Here is a 26278-nt window from a genome sequence, read left to right on the forward strand (position 1 = left end):
GCACGATGGTGGAGTCGACCGAGATGTCCCAGTGGATCTCGCTTCCGGCGTCGGCCACCGCCTGGACCTGCTGGAGGAGACGTTCCCAGGTGCAGGTCACGCCACCGCACTCCGGTCCGCACCCGGTGCAGGCTCCCGTCGGTCACCTGTCGGTGATCCCGCCAGCGGCCACAACGCCCGTTACCGATCGGCGGGAAGGCCGCAGCCGTTCCCACTCGGCATCACTCGGATCACCCCGCCCCATGCACGACACCTTCGTACTGGGCGTTCTTCGGCCTGGAAAGACGGATTCGGCGGGTCGGCAGGTCGATCTCCGTGACGACGACGGTGATCTCCTCTCCGGCCTCGCAGTCTTCCACCGGACTCACCGCGGGCCGACCGTCGATCTCCCTGGAGGGGATGAGCCCGACGAGCCCGTCTTCGATCTCGACGAAGACGCCGATGGGAACTGTCCTCTCCACTGTCCCGCGGATTTCCTGACCCACCGGCGTGCGGTCGGCGAAAGCCCGCAGGGGGTCGGGCTCCAGCGCCTTCAAGGAGAGTCTGGCCTCCAGGTTGTAGGTGTCGAACTGGAGGAACTCGCACGAGACCCTCTGGCCTACGTGAACGACATCAGTGGGAGCGTCGATGTGGCGCCAGGACAGTTCGGGGATGACGATGAACCCGGCACCGGGGAAGAGGGGATGGGCAGGTCCGTCGTCCAGCGCCACGAAGACCCCGAACCGCTCGATCGCCGCAACGGTGCCGGACAAGATGTCGCCGCGGTGCAAGGTCTCCAAAAATGCCCAGAGTTCCGGGCTCTCAGACTGCCCATCCATACCGTCACCCTGGCACACGACATCGCGGGCCGACCATGAGCTCGACAGACTGAAGCCCCGCCGGGCCCCCAGCAGCCGGACCCATGAGCGGCCGGACAAGTCCTGGCAGGTGCCATGCAGTGCCCAGCCAGTCGATCACTGCCGGAAGGCGAGGGCGACACGTTCCGGATCATTCGACTTCGAAATGGTCAGCTGGTCTCCGGACTCCGGAACAGTGCACCTCTCTCTGCATGCAGTCGCCTCACATGTTTTCCGCCGGTACGGGCCGTAAGCGAGATCCGGAGGACGGCCGGCTGCGAGCACCGGCACGTGGCCTGCACGGAGCTCCGGTCGCCCTTCTCCGGGCTCGGCGGGTTCCCTCGTCCTGACCCTCGCCCCCGTCGGCGTCGTCGAGTCCGGTCTTGCCGCTGGCAGCCTCCTCCTGGCCAACAGGTGAGGTCTGCCGGGCTTGTTGTGTGACTCTACGAGTGCGGGCCGCGCAACATGGTGATCTTGTGGGTTGGCCGGCGGGTCCCCTCGTGATGATCTTGGCGTCGATATTGTCATGACCTCATCAGGAGGATCGTTGCGACGCCAACGCTTAACGACGACACTACGCTGCCTCGCAGCCGGTGCCGTCCTTGCCGTTCTGGCAGGCGGTACGACCGCCACGGCCGCACCTCAGGCGGCCACCGAGGTTCCGGCGCCCCCGCAGGTGCACGGGCCGGAGAAGGCGCAGAAGGGAGCGCGGGCGGCTCTGGCCGGGTCGCGGCCGAAGTCGGGTACCGCGCCGTCGGCCGGTCCGCAGTTCAAGAAGGTCGGATCCACGTGGCGGGTCATCGCGCCGGAGGTCGTCCTCCAGAACACGGTGACCGACGCGGACGGGGACAAGTCGACGCTGACGTTCGAGGTCTGGACGGCGAAGGCGGACGGCACACCGGACACGAAGGTCAAGCTCACCGACGCCAACCCCTACGGCGTGCTCGTCTCGCCGTACACGGCCTCGGGTGCGACGGCGAAGATGCAGGTCGACTACGGCGTCCTCAAGCCTCGTACCGACTATCTGTTCCACACCAACGCCTTCGACGGGTCGTTGTACGAGACGACCTGGTCGCCGTGGGCGAAGTTCCGCATCGAGCCGTACGTCATGTTCCCCTCGGGGATGACGGACGCGCCGATCGACTCGACCGAGCAGCAGCCGATCGAGTTCACGCGGACCGACCCGGACGGCTCGGCCACCCCCGCTGCGGCGTCGGCCGCGAAGTCCGCTTCCCCGTCGGCGCCGGCTTCCGCGGAGGAGGAGCCGAAGCTGTCCGACTTCGACAAGGAGGACTGCTCGAAGGTCGACGGCTCCGGGAGGACGGTGTGCTTCACCCTGTCCGAGGCGGATGCCCCGAGGGACCCGAAGGCGCCGGCGCCGGGGAAGTCGAGGAAGACGGCCGTCGACCTCGACGGTGACGACGGCGCCCCGGTGTCGAAGAAGGCGGCGAAGGGCACGGTCGGTGCCGCAGCCGCCGCGGGGACGCCGGGCGGCAACGAGGCGGTGGACCTGGTCAAGTGGTGCACCGATGCGCCCGAGGGCAAGGACTACATGAACCGCACCGAGGCCTGCCTGAAGACCTTGGGCGAGGGTGAGCTGTGGTTCTTCGACGCCGACCCGAAGAAGCCCGCGATCGGCAGGGGCACCTTCCTGTTCGAACAGCGGATCAAGACCTACCGCAACAAAAGCGAGTCGCAGAGCGACTTCGCGGAGTTCGACCAGCAGCTCGTCATCATCCCCACGTTCATCGACCAGGCCCTCGAAGGGGTCACGATGACCTGGGACGTGGACTCCTCCTGCTCGGCGTGCGACGTGGCGCCGGTGCAGTGGACCGACGACGGCGCCAACCCCATCCCCGAGGCGAACTGGGACTACGACGCGGCCCAGGACTACCGGGGTGCGTGGGGCACCGTGGTGACGCGCTGGTTGGGTACGGGCAAGGAGACCATCGACCTGGAGTGGAAGATCACCGCGACCGTCGACGCGTCCGACTCGGTGGATGCCACCGCGGACTTCGGGTCTTCCGGCATACCCGCGGTGCAGGAGCTGGCGCCGCGCTGCGACGACATCTCGCGCGGTTCGGTGACCCCTGGCTGTGTCCTGCCGTACTTCAAGCCGACGTTCACCGTCGACACGAACTCCTACCCGTCGGCCGGTGGCTACTACTGGCTGATGCAGGAGATGATGCCGGACCACGCCGGTTCCGTGAAGTGGGACAGCCTCGTGCACTACCTCGGTACGGACACGAAGGTGAAGAACGCGTCCGGGCAGCCGTGGTCGACGACCGACTCGCGCAAGGTGGTGTGCCCGACGACGTGGACGAAGCACGCGGCCGATCCGGTGATCCCGGCGACCGACTGCGACGAGTACGCCCCCGCCTCCACGCACGAGTCCGGCGGTTTCCCCGGCGGCGTCAACCAGGTGACCAACGGCGACCAGTGCGCGCAGCTCTATACGGACTGGTCGTTCAACGGGGTCGGTGACGGCTCGACGTCGTTCGGTCTGTTCGCGGACATCCGCACCGCGACGAAGGGTCCGCAGGGCACCGAGCGGTGCGGGCGGGCTGCGATCAACGCCTCGGAGAACCAGGGGGCGTTCCACAAGCTTCAGCCGCAGCTCTGGCGTCTGACCGACGGGGACGGGTTCTTCATCGACACCCCCGGGTTCAACCACTGTACGGGCGTGGCCACGACGTGCCAGTGGAAGCAGAAGTAGGGCCCATGTAGCGCTCGCCTCTGCGTGTGTCGAAGGCCCGGACAGGTTTCTTCCTGTCCGGGCCTTCGGCCTGTTCGCGGGTGTGGTCAGGCGCTCAGGGGTTGTCCCAGATGAGGACGCCGCCCTCGACGCGAGGCTGTGGCCCGGGGTGGAGGGTGGGACGGCTCAGGCGGTCGGCGGTCTCTTCGAGGAGCATGGTGAGCGTGCGGGCCTGGGCGGTACGGGCGGCGGTCTTGTCCCAGGAGCCGATCTCGCCGGTTTCGGTGTCGAGGTAGAGGCCGTAGCTGGTGTCGGTGGCCGTCCACGAGGCGAAGGGCACCCAGGAGGGCTTCCACAAGGGGGCTTCGTCGGCGTGTTCGGCCTGCCAGGCCATCTGCCGGTGGTAGACCTCGCGCACCGAGTCCAGGGGCATGAGGGCCCATCCGTGTTCCGGGAGGAAGCCGGTGCCGGGTTCGTCGCGCTGTCCGGCGCACTGGGACCACAGGGCGTCGAGGTCGGCGGGGATGTGCACGCCGAGGTCGGCCTTCAGGTCGTAGAGCTCGGTGTCGGTGACCGGCGGGAGGAGGGAGTGGTGGGTGGCCGGGGCGTTGCGGGTGAGCCAGGAGATGATGCTCGCGAAGGCGGCACGGACTTCGCGGGCGGCCGGCTCGCCGGTGCGGGGGTCGGCGAGGTGGACCGGCGCCGGTGCGGGGCGGGGAGCGTGCTGGGGGGCATGGGCTTCGAGGCCGCGGATCTCGACGTGGTCGAGGGCCGTGAGGGGTGGGCCGTAGGCGTAGCTGATGGTGAGTTCGGGGCAGTCGTCGAAGGCCTCGTGGTCGATGACGGCCTGGTAGAGCCCGAGGCGGCCGTGGCGGGTGCCGAGGCGGGGGTTCTCGGCGAGTTGGAGGGCCAGGGTCTTCAGGGCGTAGGCGGCGCCGGCGGAGATGGCGGTGGCTTCGTCGCGGAGGGTTTCGGGGATGTGGACGGTGACGGTCACGGGGGTCCCTTTCCTGGCGGGCGGATACCGGGCAAGGATGCCAGGGGCGGGGGTGACAGGGGCGGGGGTGACAGGTCGCGGTAGCGGGACTGGCGGACCGGGACCCCTCAGGACCTCACCGCGGTTACTTGCTCCCCGGGTGTCCGAGCGGTGACCGGAGGGCCGTGTCGGTGTCGGCGGCCTGAACCGAAGCTCCTGCCTGCGGTGATCGCCGCATGGCCGGATGCCGTGCCCGCGTACCGGATCGACCGACGGCTGCGGTGGTTTCCGTCCCAGTCGGCGGCCGGGAACAGGGGTGGCGGGGGCAGGCCCTCCTGCGTGTGTCACGATCTCCCCCGACTTGTGGGGGTGTTGCTCATGGCGCAGGACATGGCGCTGCGGCCGGTGGTTGATCCGGCACTCGAGGACGCGGAACGCGCGCTGCTGGAGAAGTCCGCCCACGGACTCTTCCCGGCCACGCTGCCGCTGCCCGAGGAGCCGGGGCTGGGCGGCCGTACCAAGGCGGACATCTGGACGGCCCTGGGAGCCTCCGCGGTGTGCGCGACGCTGCCGGTGACGATCCTGTGGGCTCTGATCGGCGTGTGGCCCGGCCTGGCCGTCGGGCTCGCGGCGCAGGCGGGGCTGATCTGGGTCGGGGTCCGATTCGGGTTCGAGGTGTTCGTCCTGACCGTCGTGGGCGCGCACCTGCTGGCCTGGCTGCTGATCGTCGTCCTCGGCTGCGGGACCGACGAGCGGCAGCGGGTGGCCCGCCTGCGCCACGGACGCTACTACCTGGCCGAGGACTTCGGCGACGACTCCCTGCGCGAGCTGCTGGGCCACTCGCCGCTGCGCCGGATGGAGCGCGCCCAGGCCGCCGTGACGGCGGTACTCCGGTCGCAGGTCGACCGGGACGGGCTGCTGGACGACATCGCCAACGACGTGACGCTGCCGGCCCAGCAGTACGAGATCGCCCAGCGCCTGGCCGAGCTGACCCGGCTGGCGCAGCGGGTGCGCACCGCTGCCGGGGACGCCTCCGGCTCGCGGGTGGAGGAGGTGCTGCGGACGCAGCGGCAGGCGCTGCGGCTGTCGTCGAGCGCCTTGGAGGAGCGGGTCGAGGCGCTGGAGCGGTACGCGGAGCACACCCGCGCGGCGGATGCGGCGTACCGCGAGTGGGAGGCCGTACGAGAGCTGGAGCAACTCGGTGAGGACATGCACGAACTGGTGGTGAACACGGTGCGGGACGAGCTGGCCGTCGCCGAGATCGAGGGGCTCGTCGACCGGTCGCGGTTCCAGGACCTGCACCGGATGCTGGACGAGGCGCGGGAGGCGGGGCTGCTGGCCACGCGGTTCGCCGACGGGCCGGCCGGCCGCCGGTCCGGCGGCAGTGGCCGGGCGTGAGGGGGAGGACGACATGACGCAGACAACCCAGCCGAGACGCGCGTTCCACTCTGGCCGCGGACAGAAGACCTTCGACCGGATCCCGGGCGGGTTCTATCTGGTCGGCGCCCTGGTGATCCTCTTCGAGGCGGTCACGCTGGGCGCGGTGGGCCTGGCCCTGGCCGTCGGCGACCCGAGCGACGACGGGGCATCCCCGGACGAGGAACCCCGGCGGGTCGCGGTCACCTACATCGCGACGGGTGACCATCCCTCGGTGAACCTCACCGTCGGGGAGGCGAACGGCAACCACGAGACCCACGGGGTCGTCATCCTGCCGTACCGCAAGACCGTCGAGCTGGCGCCGGGCGCCGACTTCTATCTGGACGTCAGAAGCCGCGAGGACCAGGAAGGGGGCACTCTCACGTGCACCGTGCTGGTCGGCGGCAAGGCGGTCCAGCAGGCGCACAGCACACCCGGCTCCTCGTCCGCCACCTGCGCGGGCAGCACCGCGGACGCCCCGCAGCGGGACATCGCCGTGCCCACTCTCACCCCCGGAGCCTCCCCGCTGCCCGAGGAGCGGCGGCTCACCGGGATCGTCAAGGTGCCGGACTACCCGGGCAAGGGCTCGCCGGTCGTCGGCACCGTCACGGACTCCTCCCTGGAGTACGCGGAGCTGGGCGGCACGTGGGACCGGAGCCAGACGCAGGATCCCGTCTTCGACGGCTTCACGTGCAAGCAGGAGGGGCGCCAGCGCGCACTCGTGAAGTCCACGCAGGTCGACGAGGACATCATGGCCGCGGCCGGTGGCACCGGGGAGCTGCGGGGCGTGGCGAGCGCGGTCATGGACGAGCGGCGGCGCTACGAGTATCCCCGTGACCAGGCGATCCTGGTCGACGTCGCCTCGCAGCCGCTGAAGGTCGGCGGACACGACGCCTGGCTGCTGGTGAGTGAGATCCACTTCCACAAACGCGGGGTGCCGTCCACGAGGGACCTGAACGCGGTCCTCGTGGTCGACACCGGGCGGGTCCGTCCCTCGGTGCTGTGGGTCGTGCTGCCGGAGACGAACAAGAAGCTGTGGCCGGACCTCAACACTCTGGTCGCGTCCGTCCGGGTCCGCTGACCTGCGACGGTACGGGACGGGCCCGGGCGCGCGAGGCGTCCCGGGCCCGTCCGGTAGAGCCCGCCGCTGTCAGGTGGAGCCGTCCGCCGACCGGTGGAGCCCTCCGCCGGCCGGTAGAGCCCGCCGCCGGCCGGTAGAGCCCGCCGCCGACCGGGCACGGCATCGAGTCGGCGGCGGCCACGTCGACGAGCCTGCCTGACGCGCGGGTGGCGCGCTCGCCGCCCCTCATCGGGCGGAGCTGCCCCTGACGACCGTCCAGCCGGGCTGGACCGCCGCCCGCCGCCCGCCACGGCAGCGGGCCGTAGGACCCTCACCGGAACGCGGTGGCGTTCTGCTCCGCCCACTGGGCGAACGTGCGCGCCGGCCGTCCGGTGACCTTCTCGACGACGCCGTTCGGGGTGTTGTACGCGACCGGCGGTTCGGCGAACACCTCCAGCTGGAAGTCGATCATGTGCTCCGGCACGCCCTGTGCCCTCATCGCCTCGCGCGCCTGGTGCGGGGTCAGCTCCACGAACTCCACTTCGCGGCCGACGGCCGAGCCCAGCACGGCGATCTTCTCCCGCAGCGAGATGCGCTCCGGCCCGGTCAGCAGGTACTCCGCCCCCGCGTGCCCGTCCTCCAGCAGCGCCGTCGCCGCCACCGCGCCGATGTCCCCTTCGTGCACCATCGCGGTCCGCGAGTCCCCGTACGGTCGCTCGACCCGTCCCGCGCGCACCTCGTCCGCCCACTCCAGGGCGTTGGCCATGATCTCGGTCGGCGCCACGGTGGTCCACGCGAGGCCCGACGCCCGCACGGCCGGCTCCAGCGTCGACTCCGACCAGCCGGCCAGCAGGGTCACCCGGCGCACCCCGGCGGCCTCGATCATCGCCACCAGTTCCCTGCCGTTCTCCAGCGGGGCGTAGTCGTCGCCGCCGAAGTTGATCAAGTGGACGGCGGCCACGCCGTCCAACGCCGGCGCCAGCGACGCCGCGTCGGTCAGGTCGCCGCCGACGACCTCGACCCCCCGGCCGAACGCGGCCTCCCCGGGCCGCCGGGTCAGCGCCCGCACCGGCGCACCGGCCTCCCGCAGCGCTCCCACGACCTGCCGCCCGACCGTACCGGTCGCACCCGCCACCAGAAACGTCATGCCGACTCCTCGATTCCCTCGCCACCGGCCTCTCCGGCCACTCCCCCACCCTCACCTTCGATGCGGACAGGTAGGGTCCTCGATCGCTCCCGTCCCGTGGATCGGCCTCCGCCGGCCCCGTGGCGGTCGGCTCAACATCGTGGGCGGGGTATCGCGGGGGTGAAGGTCCACTCGATCGGGCCCGGCCTGTTCCCAGTGGACGCCTGAGGGGACGATGGATGAGGGCTCAACCACAGTTGCTAGCCTGGGAAGCCCTCCGGTCCGACGAGCATGGGAGTTCTTGTGAGTGCAGGGCAGGTGCGGGACCTGGTGGGAACGGTGCGCAGTATCGACGCCCTGCTCGACCGCATGGGGTTGAACCGCGAGGACGTCCTGCGAGTGACGGGCGAGGGCGGGCTGTCGTACGCGTCCGGGGTGCCTGAGCAGGAGGTGTGGGAGCTGCTGCGCGGCGAGGGAGCCGGCGGCCCCGAGCATGACTCGGTGGAGGCCCGGCACCGGCGCGTGGTCGAGCGGATCCTGTTTCTTCGGGCGACGAGGCTGCGCGCAGCGGCCGACGGGAGCCGGCGGGCCTACTCGCTGGCGGAGATCGCGGCGGCGGCCGGTACGAGCGCGCAGTGGCTCGACAAGATGATCAAGACGGGCCGAGCGCCGAACCTCGACCACGCCGCGGGGATCGCGGGATTCTTCGGGGAGAAGATCGAGTTCCTGGTGGCCGAGCCGACCGAGGCCCTGGACCGGGTTCTCCAGCAGATCCACAAGGATCTGCTGGAGCGGATGGTCGCGTGCCAGGACCAGGACCTGCGGCGGCTGCGGAGCGGCGGGCCGGCGAACGAGGTGGATCCCGAACTCGGTGTCGTGGCCTATGCCGCACGCGCTCTGGCCGATGTCCCCGACGACACGGCGCAGCCGCTCATCGCCCTGATCGAGTCCGTGGCACGTCGCTCGCGCGAGGAGCGGGCTCGGGAGACGCGCGCGGCCTTCGAAGGCGGCTTGGGGCACAATAAAGCCGGATGATCACGGTGAGCCACCGCAGGGTGCCTCACCAGCGGTGAAGCACACCGCGTGAGCGTGCGTGCCGGTGGCCCGGCGCAAGGGGGAAGGTGGCTCGGGTGGGGGTCTCGCGGGAGATGAGGCGCTATCGGGATGCTCTGTTGAAGGGGCTCCCGACGCCGCTTCCGGAGTGCGCCGGGGAGCTGCTGAAGGCGGTGTGCGCGGGGGTGACGACCCGCAACGGGCGCGAAGTGCGGCTGATGCTGGAGGAGTTCCCGCCCGACACGGTGACCGGGTTGTGGCTGGATCTCGGAGATCACGATGTGATCGTCGTGGAGGCGAACACCTCGCCCCTGCACCAGGTGGTGATCCTGGGACACGAGCTCTGGCACCTGAAAGAAGGTCACTGCGGTCACGGTGGTGCGGCTGTCGCGAAGGCCGCGGCGCGGATGCTGGGGAACCGGTGGGACCTGTCCGACGCGGTCACCCACGTCGCGGCCCGTACCGAGCCGGACCTCGAAGAGGAACGACGTGCCGAGCAGTTCGGCCGCATGCTCGCACACCGCTGCAGGCCCCTGCTGGAGCGTGGGGGCACGATGGCGCCGTCGGCCGGGGTGGCCGGCCGCATCTGGGCCTCCCTCCGAGGGTGACGGCACGGGCGTGAACCTCTACATCCCCGCGGCCGCACTCGGCCTCGTCCTCCTCGTCAAGCTGCCGTCTCTGCTGAGGCGATGGCGGACTCCCCTGGTCCGGAGCGTCAACACGGTCATCTTCCTCCAGGCCGCGGCCTTCTTCTTCTCGGCACCACCCACGATCAGGGCGGTCAACGCGGCGACCGGAATCAGCAACTTCTCCGCGGTCCTCGTGTTCTGCATGCTCTCCGCCTACGCGTGCGCCTGCCGGGTGCTCATGGAGAACTGGCGCGAGGACGCGCAGGCCCAGCCCCGCAGCCGCCGCAGGGTGAGGCACTGGATCTGGGGCCACACCGTCGTGGCGGCCCTGATCATCGTGTGCTTCGCCTTGGGCGACGCCCCGGTCGAGCGGCGGAGCGACTTCGAGACCTACTACGCGGGCACCCCCTGGATCCGCGAGATGACGCTGCTCTGTGTGCTCGCCTGCATCGGTGCCCAGATCACCTCGGCGGTCGCTTGCTGGACCTGGGCCCGCGACATCCGGCGGGCGGGGCCCGGACGGAGGACCCCGGCCGACGGGTCGTTGCTCTTCGGGCTGACCGTCCTGACCGTGGGTTTCCTGAGCAACGTCACCTACGGCGTGGCGAAGGTCGCCGCCGTCGTGGCCGCTTGGACGGGCCGGGACTGGGAGTGGTTGAACCAGGCGGGGTTGTCCCTGGCCGGCCTCGGCACCGTCCTCGTCGCCGCCGGTTTCCTCATCCCCATCGTGGCCCCCTGGCTGGGTGTCCGGGTGTTCGGGCCGCTACGGGCGTTGTACGCGCTCGGCGCCCTGCGGCGGGCCGTGTCCCCCGCGGGCGACGGCGACGGCCGGATGCGCCTCAGGACTCCCTGGTACGCGGGGCCCGGGCGGCGCCTCACCGACCGTATGACCGAGATCCACGACCGGATGCTGGAGCTCGGAGCCCACTGCTCGGAGGAGGTCCGGGCGACTGCCTGCGACTCGGCCCGCCGGGGAGGTGCGACGGAGGCGGAAAGCGTGGCCGTCGGTCTCGCCGCGATGTTCACGGCCGCGGCCGAAGCCCGGAGCCGCGGTGTGCCCGCCGACAAGGTGCGGGGCGCGGTGGCGGTACGTGCGCTTCGCGTGGCCGAGGCCGAGTACGGGGACCTTCTGGTCAGCATCTCCCGGGCGGTCGGCGCGGCGCCGGCGACACCGCATCGCGTCCCGGCCGGACCGGCCGACGGCGCGGGTCCGGCTCGGGTCCCTTTGGGGGACGACCCCCGCGGTGCGGACCTCCCCGCCGACCCACCGGCTGCGGCGCCCGTCGGCTGACACCACTTCCCGTGCCGGTCACGAGACCACGTGACCGGCACGGGAGGCGTCCTAGAGCGGCGAGAGCCGGGCGCCTCGTCGGCCGGGGCGCCGCGGGTGCCCCGGGCTCAGGGGCGGAACCACTTGGTGTTGGCGCCGCCGTTGCAGCCCCACAGCCCCAGGGTGGATCCGTTGGCGGTGGCCTGCCCCCAGACGTTCAGGCACTGGCCGGGGTTGAGCACGGCGGTGATGGTCGCGTCGGCGTTGACGTTCCACTTCTGCTCACCGCTGCCGTCACACGGCTTGACGAACATGCCGGCGCCCTGCACCGCACCGGTGTTGGCGGTGAGGCACTTGTCGCCGCCGACCCTGAGTTCCTTGGCCGCGGTGTGCTCCCACTGCTGGCTGGGCCCGCCCCAGCAGTCCCAGATCACCACGGAGCTGGAGCCGTTCCAGTCCAGGCAGCGCTTGGACTGCTCGCCCTGCAGCGTGGAGCTGGCCCAGCGCAGACCGCCGTCGCTCGTGTGGACGACCAGGGCGTTGCCCTCGACGGCGGCGTACGCGCCGGCGCCGTTCCAGGTCTCGGTGACCCAGAGGTTGCCACCCTTGCCCTGGCCGCCGTCCTTGCTGTACAGAACGAGGCTCCCGTCGTTCTGCATGTGCAGGTAGGAGCGCCAGTTCCAGGAGTACTTGCCCCACAGCTCACGGTTGGTCGCGAGCTCGCGGAGCAGGACGTTGCCCTGGATGTCCATCATCAGAACGGACCGGCCGTTGGTCAGCCACTGTCCGGGCATGAGCTTGGCTCCGGACGCGAGCCGGTCGCCGCGGTCTCCCGTGGCGCTGTTCCACAGGAGCTGGACGCTGCCCGCGCCACCCTGCGTGACGGTCTTGGAGACGACCAGGTTGCCGTCGGCCTGGAGGGCCAGACGGGCGCCGGCGTTGCCGTGCGTCCCGGTCTCCCAGAGCGCGCTGCCGGGAACCGTGTCGCCGCCGTCCTTCTTGTAGACGACGAAGTTGCCGTCGGCCCGCATCGTGGCGTACGCCCCGGGGTTGCCGCTGGTGCCGGAGATCCACAGGGCGCCGCCCTGGTTCTCGCCGCCGGTGCGGTGGTACAGGACGAGGTCCCCGTTGGTCTGCATGATCAGCTTGGCGGTGGCCGAGGAGACGGTCTCGCCGGGCCGCAGGACGTCACCCGCCCTGAAGTTGAACGGCCGCTGCTTGAGGGAGCCGATCAGGTCGGCGAGGTCGTCGGTGCGCGCGGCGACGGCCCCGCGACGGGTCTCACCGGCCGGAGCCGCCAGACAACCGCCCTGCCAGGAGCGACTGTTGATGCCGACCAGCTTGCCGGCCGAGTCGAGGACGGGGCCGCCGTTGTCGCCCTTGCACAGGACGTCGGTGCCGTTGGCCGGGTCGAGGATCAGGTCCGTCGCGGTGCTGTTCGTGACGGTGAAGGCGGCGGTGTGGACCTTGTCGGGGACCCACTCGGTCTTGGTGCGTCCGTGACCGGAGGCCGTCACCGGGCTGCCCGTGGCCGGGGCCTTCGCCGAGGGCTGCACGGGCGTCGCGCCCGCGGCCGGGAGGTCGAGGCGGGCCAGGACGAGGTCGCGGTCGGTCCGCGGCACCAGTTCGACGACGGTCCGGACGGTGCCGCCGGCCAGGGTCACGGTGGACTTGCGGGCGGGCTTGCCGGCGGGGACCGCCTCGCCGGGCCGCTCCGCGAAGCAGCTGGCCGCGGTCGCCACCCAGAGTTCGTCGACCAGCGTGGCGGTGCAGCCCCGGTGCTCGGGCCATTCACCTATGGTCAGTTGCACGGTGTGGGTGAGCGCACCAGACGCGGCGGGGGTCCCGACAGCGGCCTGGGCGGTGCCCGTGAGGCCTCCGAGCGCGGCGGGGACCGAGAGGAGAGCCGCGCCGAGGGCGGCTCTCAGAGGGAACTTCGCGAAGAGGGGTCGCTTCATTTCACTTCCTGGAAGCAGGGCTTGGAGCTGGGTGCAGGGGCGCGGGAGGGCGCCTGCCTGCCGGACGGATCGGTGCGCGCGGTGGGCACGGCGGGACGCCGGCCGGGCCGCGCAGATCACCTACTTGCTGGTGCGGATCTCCATCAGCATGTGGTCGCGGCCCTGCTCGTCGGCGCTCTCGCCGACCCGGGTCCACGTGTTCTTGGCGATGTCGAAGGACTTCTCCTCCGTGCCGACGGTCATGTCGACCTGCGCGGAGTAGGCGTTGCCGCGGACCGCGTAGACGCTGGGGATCTCCAGGGCCAGGTAGCCGCGGGTGCCGCTGACCTTGAAGCAGACCCGCTCCTTGTCGCGCGACCAGACCTCGAGCAGGTCGCCGGTGCCGCAGTCCGTGAGCACGATGTGGCCGTCGCCTCGCTTGAGGGTGATGCCGCGCTCGGCGAGGATCTTGTCGGCGTCGGGATAGCCGAAGTCCTCGACGGCGTAGCCCGGGCCCTCGTCGGCCACCGCCGTCATCGCGGTGCCGCCGGCGGAATCGCCGCCGTGGGATCCGACGCTCGGGCCACCCGTGATCGCCAGCCAGGCCAGGCCGCCCGCCGCCATGGCCGTGGCCATGCCGCGGAGAAGTGTCGTACGTGCCTTCATCCCTGTTTCCAGTCGTCAGTTCCGGTGTTTATCCGGAAGGAATGTCCATGTGGATGCGAAGGCTCTGTCCAGCCATGAGAGAGGCGCAGAAAGGCCGCGACGCTCCCCCCGGAAGCCCCCAACTTCCTCCGGGATCTTAACCGTACGAGCGGCGCACAAATCAAGCCCGGCAAAACCTCTATGACGTTCGCTCAGCCCGTTCTGCCGGATGCCCACCCCTACTGGCCCTTGGGCAGACGGGGCCTGACGGACGTACGCACCGGCGGGTGACGCGACTCACAGATAGGGGTTTCAAGCCGGATGATATGACCGATTCATGGAGTTCCAATACCTTTTCACCAGGCGATTTCAAGCCACCGAGTGCCCCACCCGACCACCTCGGATAAACCGCAGTTGATTTGCCATCAACTTCCGTCTGGCCAGTGCCTCGTGTGCCGCGTATGGTCATGCTGCGCACCTCTCGGGCCATGCGTCATCCGCAAACGGCCTCGATGAGCAGAATGCGAATCACCCCTTGCTGTCCTGGCCCGGGCCGTGTTGTATCCGCGGCGCGCCAGGCGCCGATAGCGAAGGACCGTTTTGGACACCACCCATTGGAATAGACGGCGCGTTCTCGGCGCCCTCGCGGCCGGAGCGGCCGTCGCCACCACTTCCAGCCTCGTTCTCAATCCTTTGGCCGCCTGGGCCGACACCCCGCCGCCGGACGGCGACGGGGGGGACCCGTTCCAGCTGCCGGACACCGAGCGGGCGAAGGTCGTCAAGGAGTGGATCCTGGGCGGCAAGGCCGTCAAGGCCGCCGCCGCGGCGGCCTTGACCGGCTCCGACGCCGACGTGCGGTACTTCCTGACCACCAGGCTCTCCGCCGAGAGCGCCGTCGACGACCGAGCCGCACTGATGGGCAGCATCGCGGCCGTGGGCAAGGGGACGCGCCGGGCCGCCGACGCGGCGCTGCGGGACGGGGACGCCGCCGTCACCGCGTTCCTCGCCGGCGGCTTCGAAGCCACGATCGTGGACGACCTGCGGGTGGCCACCGCCACGGTGCTGGGCGTGGGCGGCAGGGCCCTCACCAAGGCCGGCAACGCCGCCCTCAGCGACGGCAGCCGGCCCGCCCTGGAGGCGTTCCTCACCGACAAGCAGTTCGCGGCCCGGCTCCAGGACATGCGCGTCGCGACCGCCGCCATGCTCGGCACGGCGGGACCCGAGGTGCAGAAGTACGCCGACCGGGCCCTGTCCGGCACGGCCGACGACGTCCACTGGTTCCTGGAGACCGGACAGCACATCGCCCGAGCTCGCGACCAGGAGCGGGTGCAGATCGAGGAACTCGTCGCCGTCGTCCAGCGCGAGGGCAAGAACGCCGAGATGAAGACGAAGGCGGCCGAGGAAGCCTCCGCCCGCGCCGTCGAGGCCGCGGCCAAGGCCAAGGAGGCGGCCGAGAAGGCCGCGGTCGAGGCCCAGCAGGCGCAGAACGACGTGGCGAAGGCAGGCAGCGCCGCCCGCAAGGCAGCCGACGCCGCCAAGGGTGCCGCCGACGCCTCCCGCGTCGCCATCAACGCCTCCCACGCGGCCGTACAGGCGTCACGCCGCGCCGCCTACGCCGCCGCTGCCGCCGGCCAGGCCGCGGCCAACGCCGGTTCCGCCGCAGCCCGGGCGTACAACGCTGCCATCGGCGCCTCGAAGGACGCCGCCCAGTCCGGTGTCGCCAAGGAAGCCGCCGTCGCCGCGCGGAACGCCGCCCGGCAGGCACGGACCGCTGCGCAGGCGGCCGATCACGCCGCCACGGCCTCCGCTCAGGCCGCCGGCGCCGGTGAGGCCGCCGCGTCGGCCGCGCGTAACGCGGCCTCCGCAGCGAACGCCTCGGCACAGGCCGCGGCCTCCGCCGGTGTCGCGCAGGCCCAGGCCGCCGAGGCCAAGCGCCAGGCGCAGATCGCCGGTGCCAACGCGCAGCTCGCGACGAACGCCGCAGGCACGGCCCTGGCCCTGGCGAACGCGTCGGCGGCGGCCGCCCGTGCCGCCCGCGACGCGGCGAACAGCGCGGCCACGCACGCGGACAGGGCGGCGGACGCCGCAGAGTGGGCCGTGCTGTACGCCGGTCAGGCACTGGAGTACGCGAACAAGTCCACCGAGTTCGCCAACGAGGCCACGAAGGCCGCGGACGCCGCGACCGCGGCCGTGCTCAAGGCGGTCGAGGTCGAGGAGGCCGCCCGGAAGGCCGAGTGGCAGCGGCTCGACGAGGACACCCAGCGGGCGATGGAGGACGTGCGGCTGCTCGGGCAGATCGAGGCCAGGGAACGGGCCGAGATCGAACGCAAGCGGACGCAGGCCGAGCAGACCGTCCAGGCCACCAAGGACGTCATCGCCCAGGCCGAGACGGCGCTGAAGGCAGGTGACGCGACCCGCGCCACCGACCTCGGACGCAGGGCCGCGCTCGCCCTCATGGACTCCCACGGCGCCTGGTCCCAGGAGGCCGCCCGCTTCGCCCTGGCCGGAACCGACGCCGAGATCCACGCCTGGATCGACGTCGACCGCCGGATCGCCCAGCGGCAGGACGACCGCGAGTCCGTCCTCTTCCTCGCCAGGATCGCCCAGCCGTCCGTCGCCCTCGCCGCCGCCAAGGCGCTCGAGAGCACCGACCCGGAAGCCCCGGCGAAGTTCCTCGCCGGCGGAGCGGCTCAGGCGGCCGTCGCCGACAACCGGGTCGCCGTGGCCCGGCTCCTCGGCGAGAACCCGGGTCGTGCCGTGAAGGCGGCGGCGAACGCGGCCCTGGACTCCGGGACCCCCGAGGCGCTGTACGAGTTCATGACCGTGACCTTCGAGGCTGCGCAGAGGGAGGACGACGGTGTGGCCACCGCGGCCCTGCTGGGCAGCGGCGGTCGCTACACCCGGGCCCACGCGCAGGTCGCCATGGAGGGCCCGGCGTGGATGCGCCGCAACTTCATCGCCTCGGTCCAGTACAAGTCGGCGCAGCTCGACTACGACTCCGACACGCACATCGCCGCCATGCAGGGCGCGATCGCCGCGGCCGCGAAGATCGCCGACAAGGCACAGGTGGACGCCGCACGGGCCCAGCAGGCAGCAGCCCTCGCCCGTGCGGCCTCCCAGGAAGCCCAGGTGTGGGCGGACAAGGCGACGGCGTCGGCCAAGCAGGCCGAGGCGTCGGCCCTGAAGGCCGACTCCTTCGCGGACCAGGCCGAGCGGTCGGCCGTCAGCGCCAGGGCGTCGGCGGCCAAGGCGGCACAGGCGGCTTCCGTCGCCCGGGTCGCCGCCCGCTCGGCGAACTACTCCGCCAGCCGTGCGGTGGAGTCCGCGCGCAACGCGGTCGCCTCCGCCAACGCGGCTCTGGCCTCGGCCAACTCGGCGCGCAGCTCCGCGCTGCAGGCCGGACAGAACCGCGACGCCGCGGCTGCCGCGGCGAGCGAGGCGCGATCCGTGGCCGTGGAGAAGGCCTGGACCGAGCGCACGGCCGCGGCCAAGCAGGCCGCCGAAGAGGCACAGGCCAACAAGGCCGCCGGCATCAACCCGTGCAACAAGGAGGACTACGACAACTTCGAGGACGAGGTGCGCCCGGGGAGCGCGAAGGCGTACGCCGCCTCGTTCCACGAGGCCGGCATGATCGTCGGATTCATCGGCGTCGGTGCGGGAGCCGTCGGCATCGGGCTCTCGTTCACCCCTGCCGCTCCGGCCGCCCCGTTCTTCATGGCCGCCGGAATGGGGATCGGCATAGCCGCCGGGCTCCTCGACACGACCAGTGCGGTCTTCTACGGGGTCGGGTACGGCTGGAAGAGCGACGAGTTCAGGAAGCAGGCCTCGATCGCGGCCCTCAGCGTGGTGACACTCGGCATGTCCGGAGGCATCAAGGCCGCGGCGCACCTGGGCACCAAGGGCGCCCATGCCCTGCACGAGGCCTCGCAGGTCATCCACGAGGCGGTGTCGCCGATCGTCAGCTGGCTGAGTTCGAAGGACGGCCACTGACCGGGCTATAGCCCACGGGACCCCGCTCCCCGGGGCGGCGGCGGCCGCTGCGGGGAGCGGTACGGGGGGAGGGGCGCCTGCCGAGGGAGACCTCGTCAGGCGCCCCTCGGCATCAGCCTCCCCGGAGATCACCCGGGACAGGCACCGGCGTCGTCGAGCCGGGCTGCTCGCAACGGCTCGGCGACCGGGCGGGACCGGCTGGAGGTGATCGACGGCACTGGCCGGCCCTCCTTCGGCCACGATCCGTCGTCGGTGTTCTCACGCGGTGGCTTGCGTTGTCCGGCTGACGTTCGACGCTTACGGGGCGGACGACGGCCCGGTGATCGAGCTGTCGGCGTACCTGGCACGCGGCTCGTCGCGGGCGCCCAGCAGGAGCTGCGGAGCTTCATCGGGCTTGCCGGAAGCTGGGCTGAACAACGCCTGCCGGCACACGCTGCGGCCGTCACTCCCCCGGTACGGGCACGGGGCCTGGCGCCCGCACCCTGCCCCGTGATCCGCTGGTCAGAACCTAGACCCGGGTACTGCGTATGGCCGCCAGCAGCCTGCGGAGCGCGGGGCTGGGCGGTCCCTCCGGTACGGCGAGCCAGGTGGTCAGGGCGGGGCACGCGAGGGGTCGTACGGTGATGCCGGGGAAGTCGGGAAGCCCGGTCACCTCGTAGAAGACGGTCCATGACGGTGCGGCCGCCGAGGCGATCGCCGCGAGGGTCTCGGGCAGCGTGGCGAAGCGGGGGCCCAGTGGCGCGCGCCTGCCGCAGGCGGAGTCCAGCAGGCCTGTCACCAGGTCGTGGAACGGCGGGTTCACCGGCCGTTCCACGAGCCGGAGCGGCAGCTCCGCGAGCTCGCCCAGGGTGAGGGCGGGCCGGGCCGCCAGGGGGTGGCCGGTCGGCACGGCGGCGTACAGCGGATCCTGCCAGGCCTCCAGGAGGCTGACGCCGGGCGGCGCCACCGCCTCTCCCCGTACGAAGGCCGCGTCGAGCTCGCCGTCGCTCAGGAGCCTGAGCCGTTCGGCAGCCGGGACGTGACGCAGGGCGACCCTGAAGGCCCCGGTGTCGTCGGCGAGGCGGTGGAGGAGCTGGTTCGTCCGCTCGCCTGGGCCCCGGACAGGCCCCAGCCGGAGCAGCCCGGCGGATCCGCCGGCGAGTTCGGCGGCGAGGGTCCGGGTGCGTTCGGCCGCCTCCAGTACGGTCCGCGCCTGGGGCAGGAGAGCCTCGCCCTGGGCCGTCAGCACGGTCTGCCGGGCTCCCCGGACGAACAGCACCAGCCCGAGCTGCCGCTCCAGGCGGCGCACCTGGGTGCTGACCGCGGACTGGACGATGCCCAGGCTTTCGGCGGCCCGGCCGAAGCCGCCGTGCTCGGCGACCGCGACGAAGTACCTCAGCTGCCGCAGTTCCACGCTCGCGCTCCCCCCGGTACGGCGAGACCTCCCGGCCGGCCATCTCGATCCGCTATGGCCGTGATCCTCAACTGGTGCTGGTCGGTCGGTTGTTCCCGGGTTCGAATGGAGTCGTCAGCCCGTCGCAATCGAGGAGGAGCGAGCGTGAGCGCGTTCGTCGTACGGCCCGAGGCGGCCGAACACGTGGTACTGCCCGGGGGAGGCGGCATCCGACTGCTCGCCGACGCCGTCGACACCGGCGGAGCGGTGGGCGTCAACCTGCTGAAACTGGCCGCCGGGTCCGATGGCGCCGGCCCGCACCACCACACCCGGTCGACCGAGGTGTTCTACGTCGTGGCCGGCACCGCGTGGTTCCGGTTGTTCGGCGCGGGCGGCACGGACGGTGAGCCCGGGCCCGGTGGCGAGCGGGTGGAGGCCGTGGGCGCCGGGGGCCTCGTGGTGGTCCCGCCGGGCACCGTCCACGCCTTCGGCGCCGCCGCGGGGCAGGAGGCGGATCTGCTCGTGCTCCTCACCCCAGGCGTCGACCGCTTCGGCTACTTCCGGGCCCTGGGACGGGTCCGCCGGGGTGAGGACCCCTTCGACGCACTCCTCCCCGAACAGCACCGCTACGACGTCCACTTCGCCGCGGACCTCGTGTGACCATCGTCCGTGCCTGTCTGCGCGACGGCGCCGGGGGCAGCCCCACCGCCGTGGTGGAGGATCACGGAGCACTGAACGACGCGGACCGCCGGCGCGTGGCCGTGGAGCAGGGGACCTCGCACGCCGTCTTCCTGCGCGCGCCGCACCGGGGCGTGCCCGGACTGCCCGGGGTCGGCATCCGCTACTTCACCGCCGAGGGGGAACTGCCCGCCTGCGGCCACGGCACGGTCGCCGCGCTGGCGTTCCTCGCCTCCCGGGCGGGGACAGGTGCGGGCAGCGGGCACCGGGTCACCCTCCGCACGTCCGTGCGCGCGTTCGACGGCTGGGTACGGCGGGACGGGGCTGGGGCTCACTTCTCCGCGAGCTTCGACCCCGGCCCGGTCTGCCTTCGTACCCCCACGGCTGCGGAGCTGGGCCCGGCGCTGGCGCCGCTCGGCGCGGCTGCGGAGGCTGCCGCTGCGCAGGTGCGGGTGGCCGGGGTGGGCCGGGAGCGGCTGCTGGTGCCCGTCGCGAGCCGCGCCGCGCTCGCCGCCCTGGATCCGGACCTCGACGGACTGCGGGACGTGTGCGACCGGCTGGGCCTGCTGGGCGCGTACGTGTACTCGCCGCCCGAGCCGACGGGTGGCCTGGCGGCCCGGATGTTCGCGCCGTCGATCGGTGTCCCGGAGGACATCGCCAACGCGAACAGCACCGCCTGCCTGGCCGCCCACCTGGCGCGGCGGGGCATCACACGTATCGCCGTCGACATGGGCGATGCGGTCGACAGTCCCGCCACCATCACCGCCACAGCGCGTCCCGGGCCCTCGGGCGTCCGGGTACGGGTGGGGGGCGACGCCGTGGTGGACGGGCTCAGGCCGGCCCGGCCAGCGGGCCGCTCGTGACCTGAGTCGAAGATTCGATGATGGCCCGGGGCGAAGCTGCCGACGTTGTCAGTGGCCCGAGTTACGATCACGGCCTTCATGGGCCGGACGGAGATCGTGAGGGACTCGCGGCAATGGGGGGTGGGTCGCACAGGCCCCGGCATCCGGCTCGGGACTGGAGGTACCTTGCCGTATCCCACCCCCCACCTCCCCGCCACTGGGCCGTATCGCCGAGAAGGGTCTACCGACGGACGTGGGCGGCCACCGATGACATGATCCTGATTGGCTGGTGTCATCAGGCGTCGACACCCTCCTGGACAGCCCCGTTGAGCGGGCTGGGCCCACGTCAGTTCGGCAAGCCGGTCACCGCCCTGCCGCGGCGGCCGAAGGACGCCGTCGACCGCAACACGGTGATCGCGGACGGCGGCCACAGCGGGAACAGGCCTTGCCCGCCTGCACAACCTCACCCTCGCCGGATGAGCGGGAAACAACGCTGGTCAACCAGCATGCTCTGCTCATCTACGGGATAACGCTCAGCTGGCGCAGCTGACCAGCGTCAGGTATCAGCCGCTGAGGTCGAGCATGCCCCACGCTGTGAACGGCTCGGCCTGGACGTAGATCCTGCTTCCTCGGGCCACGACCCGTCGGCGACCCGGGACAGTGCCGTCAGGGAGGGTGAGCAGGCCGACGTCCGTTGGCTCGACCGATGACTCGGTGAGCTCGCCGAGAGCGAGTCGATCCTGCTCCTCGCCGTAGCCGCCGTAGAAGGCCACCTGATCTCCGTGGACGGCGACTGCCTTGGCGCCCCGTATCTGGTTCGTCCTGACCCTCACGGGCTGTTCGCGTCGCCCAGGGCGTATCTCAGTGAGCGGGAAGTCCATGTAGGTGCAGGCCCAAGCGGTGGTCCCCGACACGTTCAGGGCGTAGCAGTCGTAGAGGCCGGGGATGTCTGTACTGTCCGACGCCCACACGGGATGGCCTGTGGTGCTCCAGCGACGGATTCCGGACGGGTTCTCGTCGAAGTGCCCGACCCACACGAGGCCTGCTTCGTCAACGAGCAGGTGCTCGATGGCGTCTCCGACGGAGAAGGACGACGTCTCCTGGCCACGTGCGTCGAAGAGCTGGACCTGGTTCCCGTCCTCGTACCGACGAGCGCGAGACGCGGCGACGACGAATCCGCCGTCGGGCAGGCGGTCCAGATGGGGCCAGCGGGCCCGGACGGTCCGCAGCTCGGTGAGTTCGACGGCGCCGCCCGGATGGACGGACACGACCGAAGCGTCGAAGACCCGGGCATCGCCGCCGGGCTGCGGAACGTTTTCGGCAAGCAGCCAGTGGGCGACGCCGAATGCGTCGACGGTACTCGTCAGGACGTGGCGATCGTGGTGGGCTCGGGGAAGGTGGGCGTAGGGAATGAGGGCGGTCGTCTGCACGGGCGGGCTCTCCAGGGTGGGCGGTCACGGCCATCGGGCGCTGCGGTGAGGCCGGCGGCGGCGCGCGAGTGGGCGAGAGGAGAGCGCTGTGCCTAAACGGCATGGCCCTTTCTGGTCGTCATACGGTGATCATTGTCGGCGTCCCCCGTCGTGACAAGCTCTTGAGCCGCGCAACCTCCCTGACGACTACGGATTGAGCCGGCCGGCTTGAGGGTGGCGTACCAGTGTGCACGTCTTTCCAGGCCGCAGGTGGATCGGGCTGCTGCGCCCTGGCCCTGAGCGGCGCAGGTGCATCGCGGCTCCCCCGGTCGTCCCGGTTGTCGCTGCGCCCGACCGTCTGTCAGGTCAGGTGGTGGCCGTAGGAAGCGGCCAGGCTGCCCAGTTCGGGGTCTCCGAACTGGGCGCGCAGTTCGGCGAATGTCTCGACCTTGTTCTCGCCGAAGCGCCTCACATATGTCGCATAGGTGTCCGGGGAGACGAACTTCGGCGGTGTGGTCTTGCTGTGGAACTTGTCGGCGTACATCACCAGTCGCTCTTCCGGTGTCACTGCGATGTAGTCGGCCGGCGGCAGAGGGAGGCCCTGGGTGAGTACGTCTTCCTTGCTCAGCCCGACCCCGGTGTGGCACGAACAGAACCGGCACAGCTCCTCCGGCAGGCCTTCTGATTCCAGGATCTCATGTCCCAGCAGTCCGTGGCGTACGTAGTTCCGAACGTCGATTCGCCCTTCGGAGCCGTACAGGCGGTACACCCCGATGTCGTGCAGCAGGCACCCCGCTCGTACCAGATCTGGGTCGACGCCCCAGTCCGAGACGGAGATGAGCTGCTCGGCCACCTTCCAGACGATCTCGCAATGGGTGAAGACGAGTTCGAATGCTTCGGCGTGGGGAGAGTACTTCCGGTGCATCGCGCGGATCTCGTCGAAGGAAGGAATGTCCATCCCCGCAAGATAGCCACACCCGCTCGGTGTGCCGGCTTGATCTGCCAACGTCGCGCGCGACGAGGATCCTGATACTTCCTCCTGATCTCTCGATGTCGTGACGCACACCCGGCTGGGAACGGATACGCCCACCGCGCGATCAACGGTTGATGCACGCGCCCCTGGGCACCCCGTTTCCGTCGCTTCCCCGCCTTCTGCTTCTCCGGCGAGGCTGCGTCGTAGCGCAGGGGGCGGGCTCGTCGGGGGCGTCTTGCTCCGTGTGCGCATCCCCCGAGCGAGCTACACATGCTGTCCCTCAACGAGGGATTCGCCTTCTCCGGCGCCTTTCTAGCGTGGTCTCCAGACCGCTTCCAGGTGGTCGTGACCATCAAGGAGAGTCGCCATGAGGCCGTCGTCAGCCCCCGTCCCCAGCCCAAGCGCGGGACCCGAGCCCGACGTCACCGAGAGGAGTCGGCTGCAGCGGAGCGCGCGTTCGCCGCTGGGCTGGGTCGGGTGCGGTCTGGTGGGGCTGAGCCTCATCGCCGCACTGACCGCGACCGGGCCCGGCCCGGTGCCGGCCCTGGGCGCCCTCGCCGCCGTGGCCCTGTACGCGTGGGTGATGCGTCGGCTCGCTCTGCGCGCGACACCGGAGATCGCACGCGCCGGAGCATGGCGTGAAGCGCTGCTCGGTGGCGGTCTCGGGCTGGCGTTCATCCTCGTCGTCCTCGGACTGATCACCCTGTTCGGCGGCTACTCCTTCACCTGGGCCGGACACGGCTTCGCCGGTGTGCTGTGGGCAGCGGTCATGATGCAGCTGAACGCGGCGGTCATCGAGGAGTTGATGTTCCGCGGGCTCGCGCTGCAGGCCCTGGAACAGCGCTGGGGCAGTGCCGTCGCCATCACCGTCACCGCCGTGTTCTTCGGCCTGGCCCACCTGGGCGGGACCGGCGCCGGCCTGTGGAGCGCCGTGGCGCTGGCCGTGCAGGCAGGTGTGCTGCTCGGCGCCGCGTTTCTGTGGAGGCGCAGCATCTGGTTCGTCGTCGGCGTGCACTTCACCTGGAATCTCGTGCAGCAGCTGGCCGGGGTCCCGCTGTCCGGTCACACCCCCGACGGCCTGTACACCGTCGACACCCACGGCTCCTCCCTGCTGACCGGCGGCATCTTCGGTCTGGAAGCATCCGTCGTCCCGGTCCTGCTCAGCGTTCTGATCATCGTTCCGATGCTCTTGCGGGCGCGTCGCCAGGGCACAATGTGGCCGCGGGGAAACCGCCGCGCCGAGCGCTGACCGCCGGGCAGAGTGACCACTTCGACGTGCGGGGGCGCGACATGACGACGGCTCGAAGTCTGTGGGGCCGGATACCGCTTCGATGGTGGCGACGGGCGTCCGTCCTCATCCAGGACGCTGCCCTCGCCGCGGCGTTGTTCTTCCTGGCGTTCATCCCCACGCTGTCGGTGATCGGCGCACAGATCGGTGACCTGCCCGAGCGAAGGGCGGGTCTGGTCGCCACCGCGCTGGTACTCGCCCAGACCGCGCCGCTGACGCTCCGCCGCACGCGACCAGCCGTCTGCCTGGGTCTCATCGCTGCGGCGTTCGCCGCCCATCAGGCGCTCGGCTACGCGACCACCTTCGCCAGTCTCGGCCTGTACGCGGCGCTGTACTCCGCCGGAGCCCACCTCCCGCGGCACCGGCGCACCCTGCCGGCCGCTGCCTGCGTCGGCTACATCCTGCTGGCGGTGGTGCTGCACCGTCTGGGCTCGCCCCAGACAGCCGTGGACTACCTTGCCTTCTCCTTCGCACTGTGCGGTTTCTGGCTGCTCGGGCACGGCGTACGCGTGCATCGTGCCCGCGAGGCGGAGCAGCGGCGCCTGACGGCCGAGGCGGCCATCGCGGCCGAACGCGCACGCATCGCCCGGGAACTCCACGACGTCGTCACCCACCACGTGACCGCCATGGTCATCCAGAGCGACGCGGCGCAGTTCCTCATCCCCAGCGCGCCCGAACAGGCTGGGCAGGCATTGAGCGGCATCAGCGACGCCGGCCGCACGGCGCTCACCGAACTGCGCAGTCTCCTCGGCGTCCTGGAGGCCACCGGCAACCACGGCCCGGCGCGGACGGTCACGGACCGGGCCCCCGCGCTGGGACAGCTCACCGACCTCGTCGAGCAGGCCCGCCGCTCCGGACAGCCGGTCCGGTTCACCGAGCAGGGCCCACCGGCCATACCGCCGCCCGACGTGAGACTCGTCGCCTACCGCGTCGTCCAGGAAGCCCTCACCAACGCCATGAAGCACGCCCCCGGTCACCCCACCTCCATCACCGTCCACCACCAGCCCGAGCGGCTCGTCCTCACCATCACCACCGAGGGGACGGGGACTTCCCCCACCCTCTCCGCACGCCTACCGGGCGCGGGCGGCGGCCGCGGTCTGATCGGGCTGAAGGAACGAGTCCGGGCACTCCACGGCGACCTGCGGACCGCCACCCGCCCGGCGGGCGGATTCGAGGTACGCGCGACCCTTCCCGTACAGGGCAGACAGGACTGATCTCCGTGACCGACGCACCACGTCCCCTGCGGGTACTCGTCTGCGACGACCAAGCCCTGGTTCGCGCCGGCTACACCACCATCTTCTCCGCGCAACCCGACATGCACGTCGTCGGCGAGGCCGCGAACGGCCACGAGGCAGTCCGGACCGCCCGTGAGCTGTCTCCCGACGTGATCGTCATGGACATCCGTATGCCGCTGCTGGACGGCATCGCCGCCACGCGTCAACTGGCCGGCCCCGGTGCGGAGAACCCGCCCAGGATCCTGGTCGTCACCACGTTCAACGTCGACGCCTACGTCTACGACGCGCTCAAGGCCGGCGCGAGCGGCTTCCTCCTCAAGGACTCCGCTCCCGCCGAGCTCGTCGACGGCATCCGGACCGTGGCACGCGGCGACGCCCTGCTGGCACCGGCCGTCACACGCCATCTCATCGGGCACCACGCGGACCGTCTGCGGCCGGGCGGCGCCCAGCGCGAAGCGGTGATCGCCGCGCTGACGCCCCGCGAACTCGATGTCTTCCTGCTTGTCGCCGAAGGACGCTCCAACGGCGAGATCGCCGTGCAGCTCTCCCTCGCAGCGGAGACCGTGAAGACCTACGTCTCGCGCATCCTGACGAAACTCGGTCTGCGCGACCGCGTGCAAGCCGTCGTCCTGGCCCACCGCACCGGTCTCGCCCCCGACACCGGCTGACCGGCACGCCACCGCGACCTCCCGCCGGAGCAACACTGCTCACTGACCGCCGGGGGAGGCCCGGCAGGACTGACCGTCACGGACCGCGAGGACCGAACGCGTACGTCACGTCCCAGAGCCGTCCGCATGAGCGCCGAGGGGGCGTGCCTGGGCGCGGCCGACGGAGTAGACCTGTTCCAC

Annotated in this window: 20 protein-coding genes; 12 read left to right on the forward strand and 8 right to left on the reverse strand. The window is 71.3% G+C overall.

The window, feature by feature from the left end; translation table 11 throughout:
• Window positions 1-230 precede the first annotated feature (230 nt).
• Entirely contained in the window at window positions 231-818 is a 588-nt protein-coding gene (locus tag ACY0MR_RS00290; protein ID WP_403314802.1) for a S1 RNA-binding domain-containing protein, read from the reverse strand.
• Between the two features lie 694 nt (window positions 819-1512).
• On the opposite strand from ACY0MR_RS00290, the gene ACY0MR_RS00295 reads away from it, so the two are divergent.
• Window positions 1513-3552 carry a hypothetical protein gene (locus ACY0MR_RS00295; RefSeq protein WP_404080470.1) on the forward strand — a complete coding sequence of 680 codons (2040 nt, stop codon included), beginning with the start codon at window positions 1513-1515 and terminating at the stop codon, window positions 3550-3552.
• A 94-nt stretch (window positions 3553-3646) separates the two neighbouring features.
• On the opposite strand, the gene ACY0MR_RS00300 is transcribed toward ACY0MR_RS00295, so the two are convergent.
• Complete coding sequence (locus tag ACY0MR_RS00300) at window positions 3647-4528, reverse strand: SMI1/KNR4 family protein (RefSeq protein WP_473558110.1); 882 nt, start codon at window positions 4526-4528, stop codon at window positions 3647-3649.
• A 357-nt stretch (window positions 4529-4885) separates the two neighbouring features.
• On the opposite strand from ACY0MR_RS00300, the gene ACY0MR_RS00305 reads away from it, so the two are divergent.
• Window positions 4886-5905 (forward strand): hypothetical protein, encoded by a 1020-nt coding sequence (locus ACY0MR_RS00305; RefSeq protein WP_473558113.1) that lies wholly within the window; start codon window positions 4886-4888, stop codon window positions 5903-5905.
• Window positions 5906-5918: 13 nt separating this feature from the next.
• Window positions 5919-7004, forward strand: a complete 1086-nt coding sequence (locus ACY0MR_RS00310) for a hypothetical protein (RefSeq protein WP_473558115.1) — start codon at window positions 5919-5921, stop codon at window positions 7002-7004.
• Window positions 7005-7314: 310 nt separating this feature from the next.
• On the opposite strand, the gene ACY0MR_RS00315 is transcribed toward ACY0MR_RS00310, so the two are convergent.
• Complete coding sequence (locus tag ACY0MR_RS00315; RefSeq protein ID WP_473558118.1) at window positions 7315-8130, reverse strand: SDR family oxidoreductase; 816 nt, start codon at window positions 8128-8130, stop codon at window positions 7315-7317.
• A 318-nt stretch (window positions 8131-8448) separates the two neighbouring features.
• On the opposite strand from ACY0MR_RS00315, the gene ACY0MR_RS00320 reads away from it, so the two are divergent.
• The 3 genes from ACY0MR_RS00320 to ACY0MR_RS00330 all read left to right on the forward strand — a co-directional run bounded on the left by ACY0MR_RS00320 (window position 8449) and on the right by ACY0MR_RS00330 (window position 11082).
• Entirely contained in the window at window positions 8449-9144 is a 696-nt protein-coding gene (locus ACY0MR_RS00320) for a hypothetical protein (protein ID WP_392864252.1), read from the forward strand.
• Window positions 9145-9347: 203 nt separating this feature from the next.
• Window positions 9348-9770, forward strand: a complete 423-nt coding sequence (locus tag ACY0MR_RS00325; RefSeq protein WP_473558120.1) for a toxin-antitoxin system, toxin component — start codon at window positions 9348-9350, stop codon at window positions 9768-9770.
• Between the two features lie 10 nt (window positions 9771-9780).
• Entirely contained in the window at window positions 9781-11082 is a 1302-nt protein-coding gene (locus ACY0MR_RS00330) for a DUF6545 domain-containing protein (RefSeq protein ID WP_473558122.1), read from the forward strand.
• A 107-nt stretch (window positions 11083-11189) separates the two neighbouring features.
• Here ACY0MR_RS00330 and ACY0MR_RS00335 read toward each other — a convergent pair whose 3' ends face one another.
• Both ACY0MR_RS00335 and ACY0MR_RS00340 read right to left on the reverse strand, forming a co-directional pair.
• Window positions 11190-13019, reverse strand: a complete 1830-nt coding sequence (locus ACY0MR_RS00335; protein ID WP_473558124.1) for a trypsin-like serine protease — start codon at window positions 13017-13019, stop codon at window positions 11190-11192.
• Between the two features lie 120 nt (window positions 13020-13139).
• A complete protein-coding gene (locus ACY0MR_RS00340) occupies window positions 13140-13664 on the reverse strand; it encodes a hypothetical protein (protein ID WP_392864257.1) in 525 nt (174 codons plus the stop codon).
• 579 nt (window positions 13665-14243) lie between these two features.
• Between ACY0MR_RS00340 and ACY0MR_RS00345 the strand changes: the two genes are divergently transcribed.
• Window positions 14244-17633, forward strand: coding sequence for an ALF repeat-containing protein (locus ACY0MR_RS00345; RefSeq protein WP_473558126.1), 3390 nt, complete (start codon window positions 14244-14246; stop codon window positions 17631-17633).
• A 508-nt stretch (window positions 17634-18141) separates the two neighbouring features.
• Here ACY0MR_RS00345 and ACY0MR_RS00350 read toward each other — a convergent pair.
• Window positions 18142-19026 (reverse strand): LysR family transcriptional regulator, encoded by an 885-nt coding sequence (locus ACY0MR_RS00350; RefSeq protein ID WP_473558128.1) that lies wholly within the window; start codon window positions 19024-19026, stop codon window positions 18142-18144.
• A 144-nt stretch (window positions 19027-19170) separates the two neighbouring features.
• Here ACY0MR_RS00350 and ACY0MR_RS00355 point away from each other — a divergent pair, with 144 nt between their 5' ends.
• Together ACY0MR_RS00355 and ACY0MR_RS00360 are read left to right on the forward strand one after the other, a co-directional pair.
• Complete coding sequence (locus ACY0MR_RS00355) at window positions 19171-19665, forward strand: cupin domain-containing protein (RefSeq protein ID WP_473558131.1); 495 nt, start codon at window positions 19171-19173, stop codon at window positions 19663-19665.
• On the forward strand, window positions 19662-20546 hold the full coding sequence (locus ACY0MR_RS00360) for a PhzF family phenazine biosynthesis protein (protein WP_473558135.1): 885 nt from the start codon (window positions 19662-19664) through the stop codon (window positions 20544-20546). The genes ACY0MR_RS00355 and ACY0MR_RS00360 overlap by 4 nt, the downstream gene beginning before the upstream one ends.
• A 542-nt stretch (window positions 20547-21088) precedes the next feature.
• Here the strand turns inward: ACY0MR_RS00360 and ACY0MR_RS00365 are convergent.
• Together ACY0MR_RS00365 and ACY0MR_RS00370 are read right to left on the reverse strand one after the other, a co-directional pair.
• Complete coding sequence (locus ACY0MR_RS00365; protein ID WP_473558137.1) at window positions 21089-21955, reverse strand: hypothetical protein; 867 nt, start codon at window positions 21953-21955, stop codon at window positions 21089-21091.
• Window positions 21956-22295: 340 nt separating this feature from the next.
• Complete coding sequence (locus ACY0MR_RS00370) at window positions 22296-22892, reverse strand: HDIG domain-containing metalloprotein (RefSeq protein ID WP_473558139.1); 597 nt, start codon at window positions 22890-22892, stop codon at window positions 22296-22298.
• Between the two features lie 382 nt (window positions 22893-23274).
• Between ACY0MR_RS00370 and ACY0MR_RS00375 the strand changes: the two genes are divergently transcribed.
• From ACY0MR_RS00375 to ACY0MR_RS00385, 3 genes are read left to right on the forward strand one after another with little or no spacing between them, the layout of a single operon-like run.
• Window positions 23275-24156: a lysostaphin resistance A-like protein gene (locus tag ACY0MR_RS00375; RefSeq protein ID WP_473558142.1), complete on the forward strand. Its 882-nt coding sequence runs from the start codon at window positions 23275-23277 to the stop codon at window positions 24154-24156.
• A gap of 41 nt (window positions 24157-24197) precedes the next feature.
• The gene (locus ACY0MR_RS00380; protein ID WP_473558144.1) at window positions 24198-25409 is read left to right on the forward strand and encodes a sensor histidine kinase; all 1212 of its coding nucleotides are present in this window, start codon (window positions 24198-24200) and stop codon (window positions 25407-25409) included.
• Window positions 25410-25414: 5 nt separating this feature from the next.
• Window positions 25415-26098, forward strand: coding sequence for a response regulator (locus tag ACY0MR_RS00385; RefSeq protein ID WP_404080515.1), 684 nt, complete (start codon window positions 25415-25417; stop codon window positions 26096-26098).
• The last annotated feature ends 180 nt before the right edge of the window (window positions 26099-26278 follow it).

The organism is Streptomyces sp. JN8, from assembly GCF_055808075.1.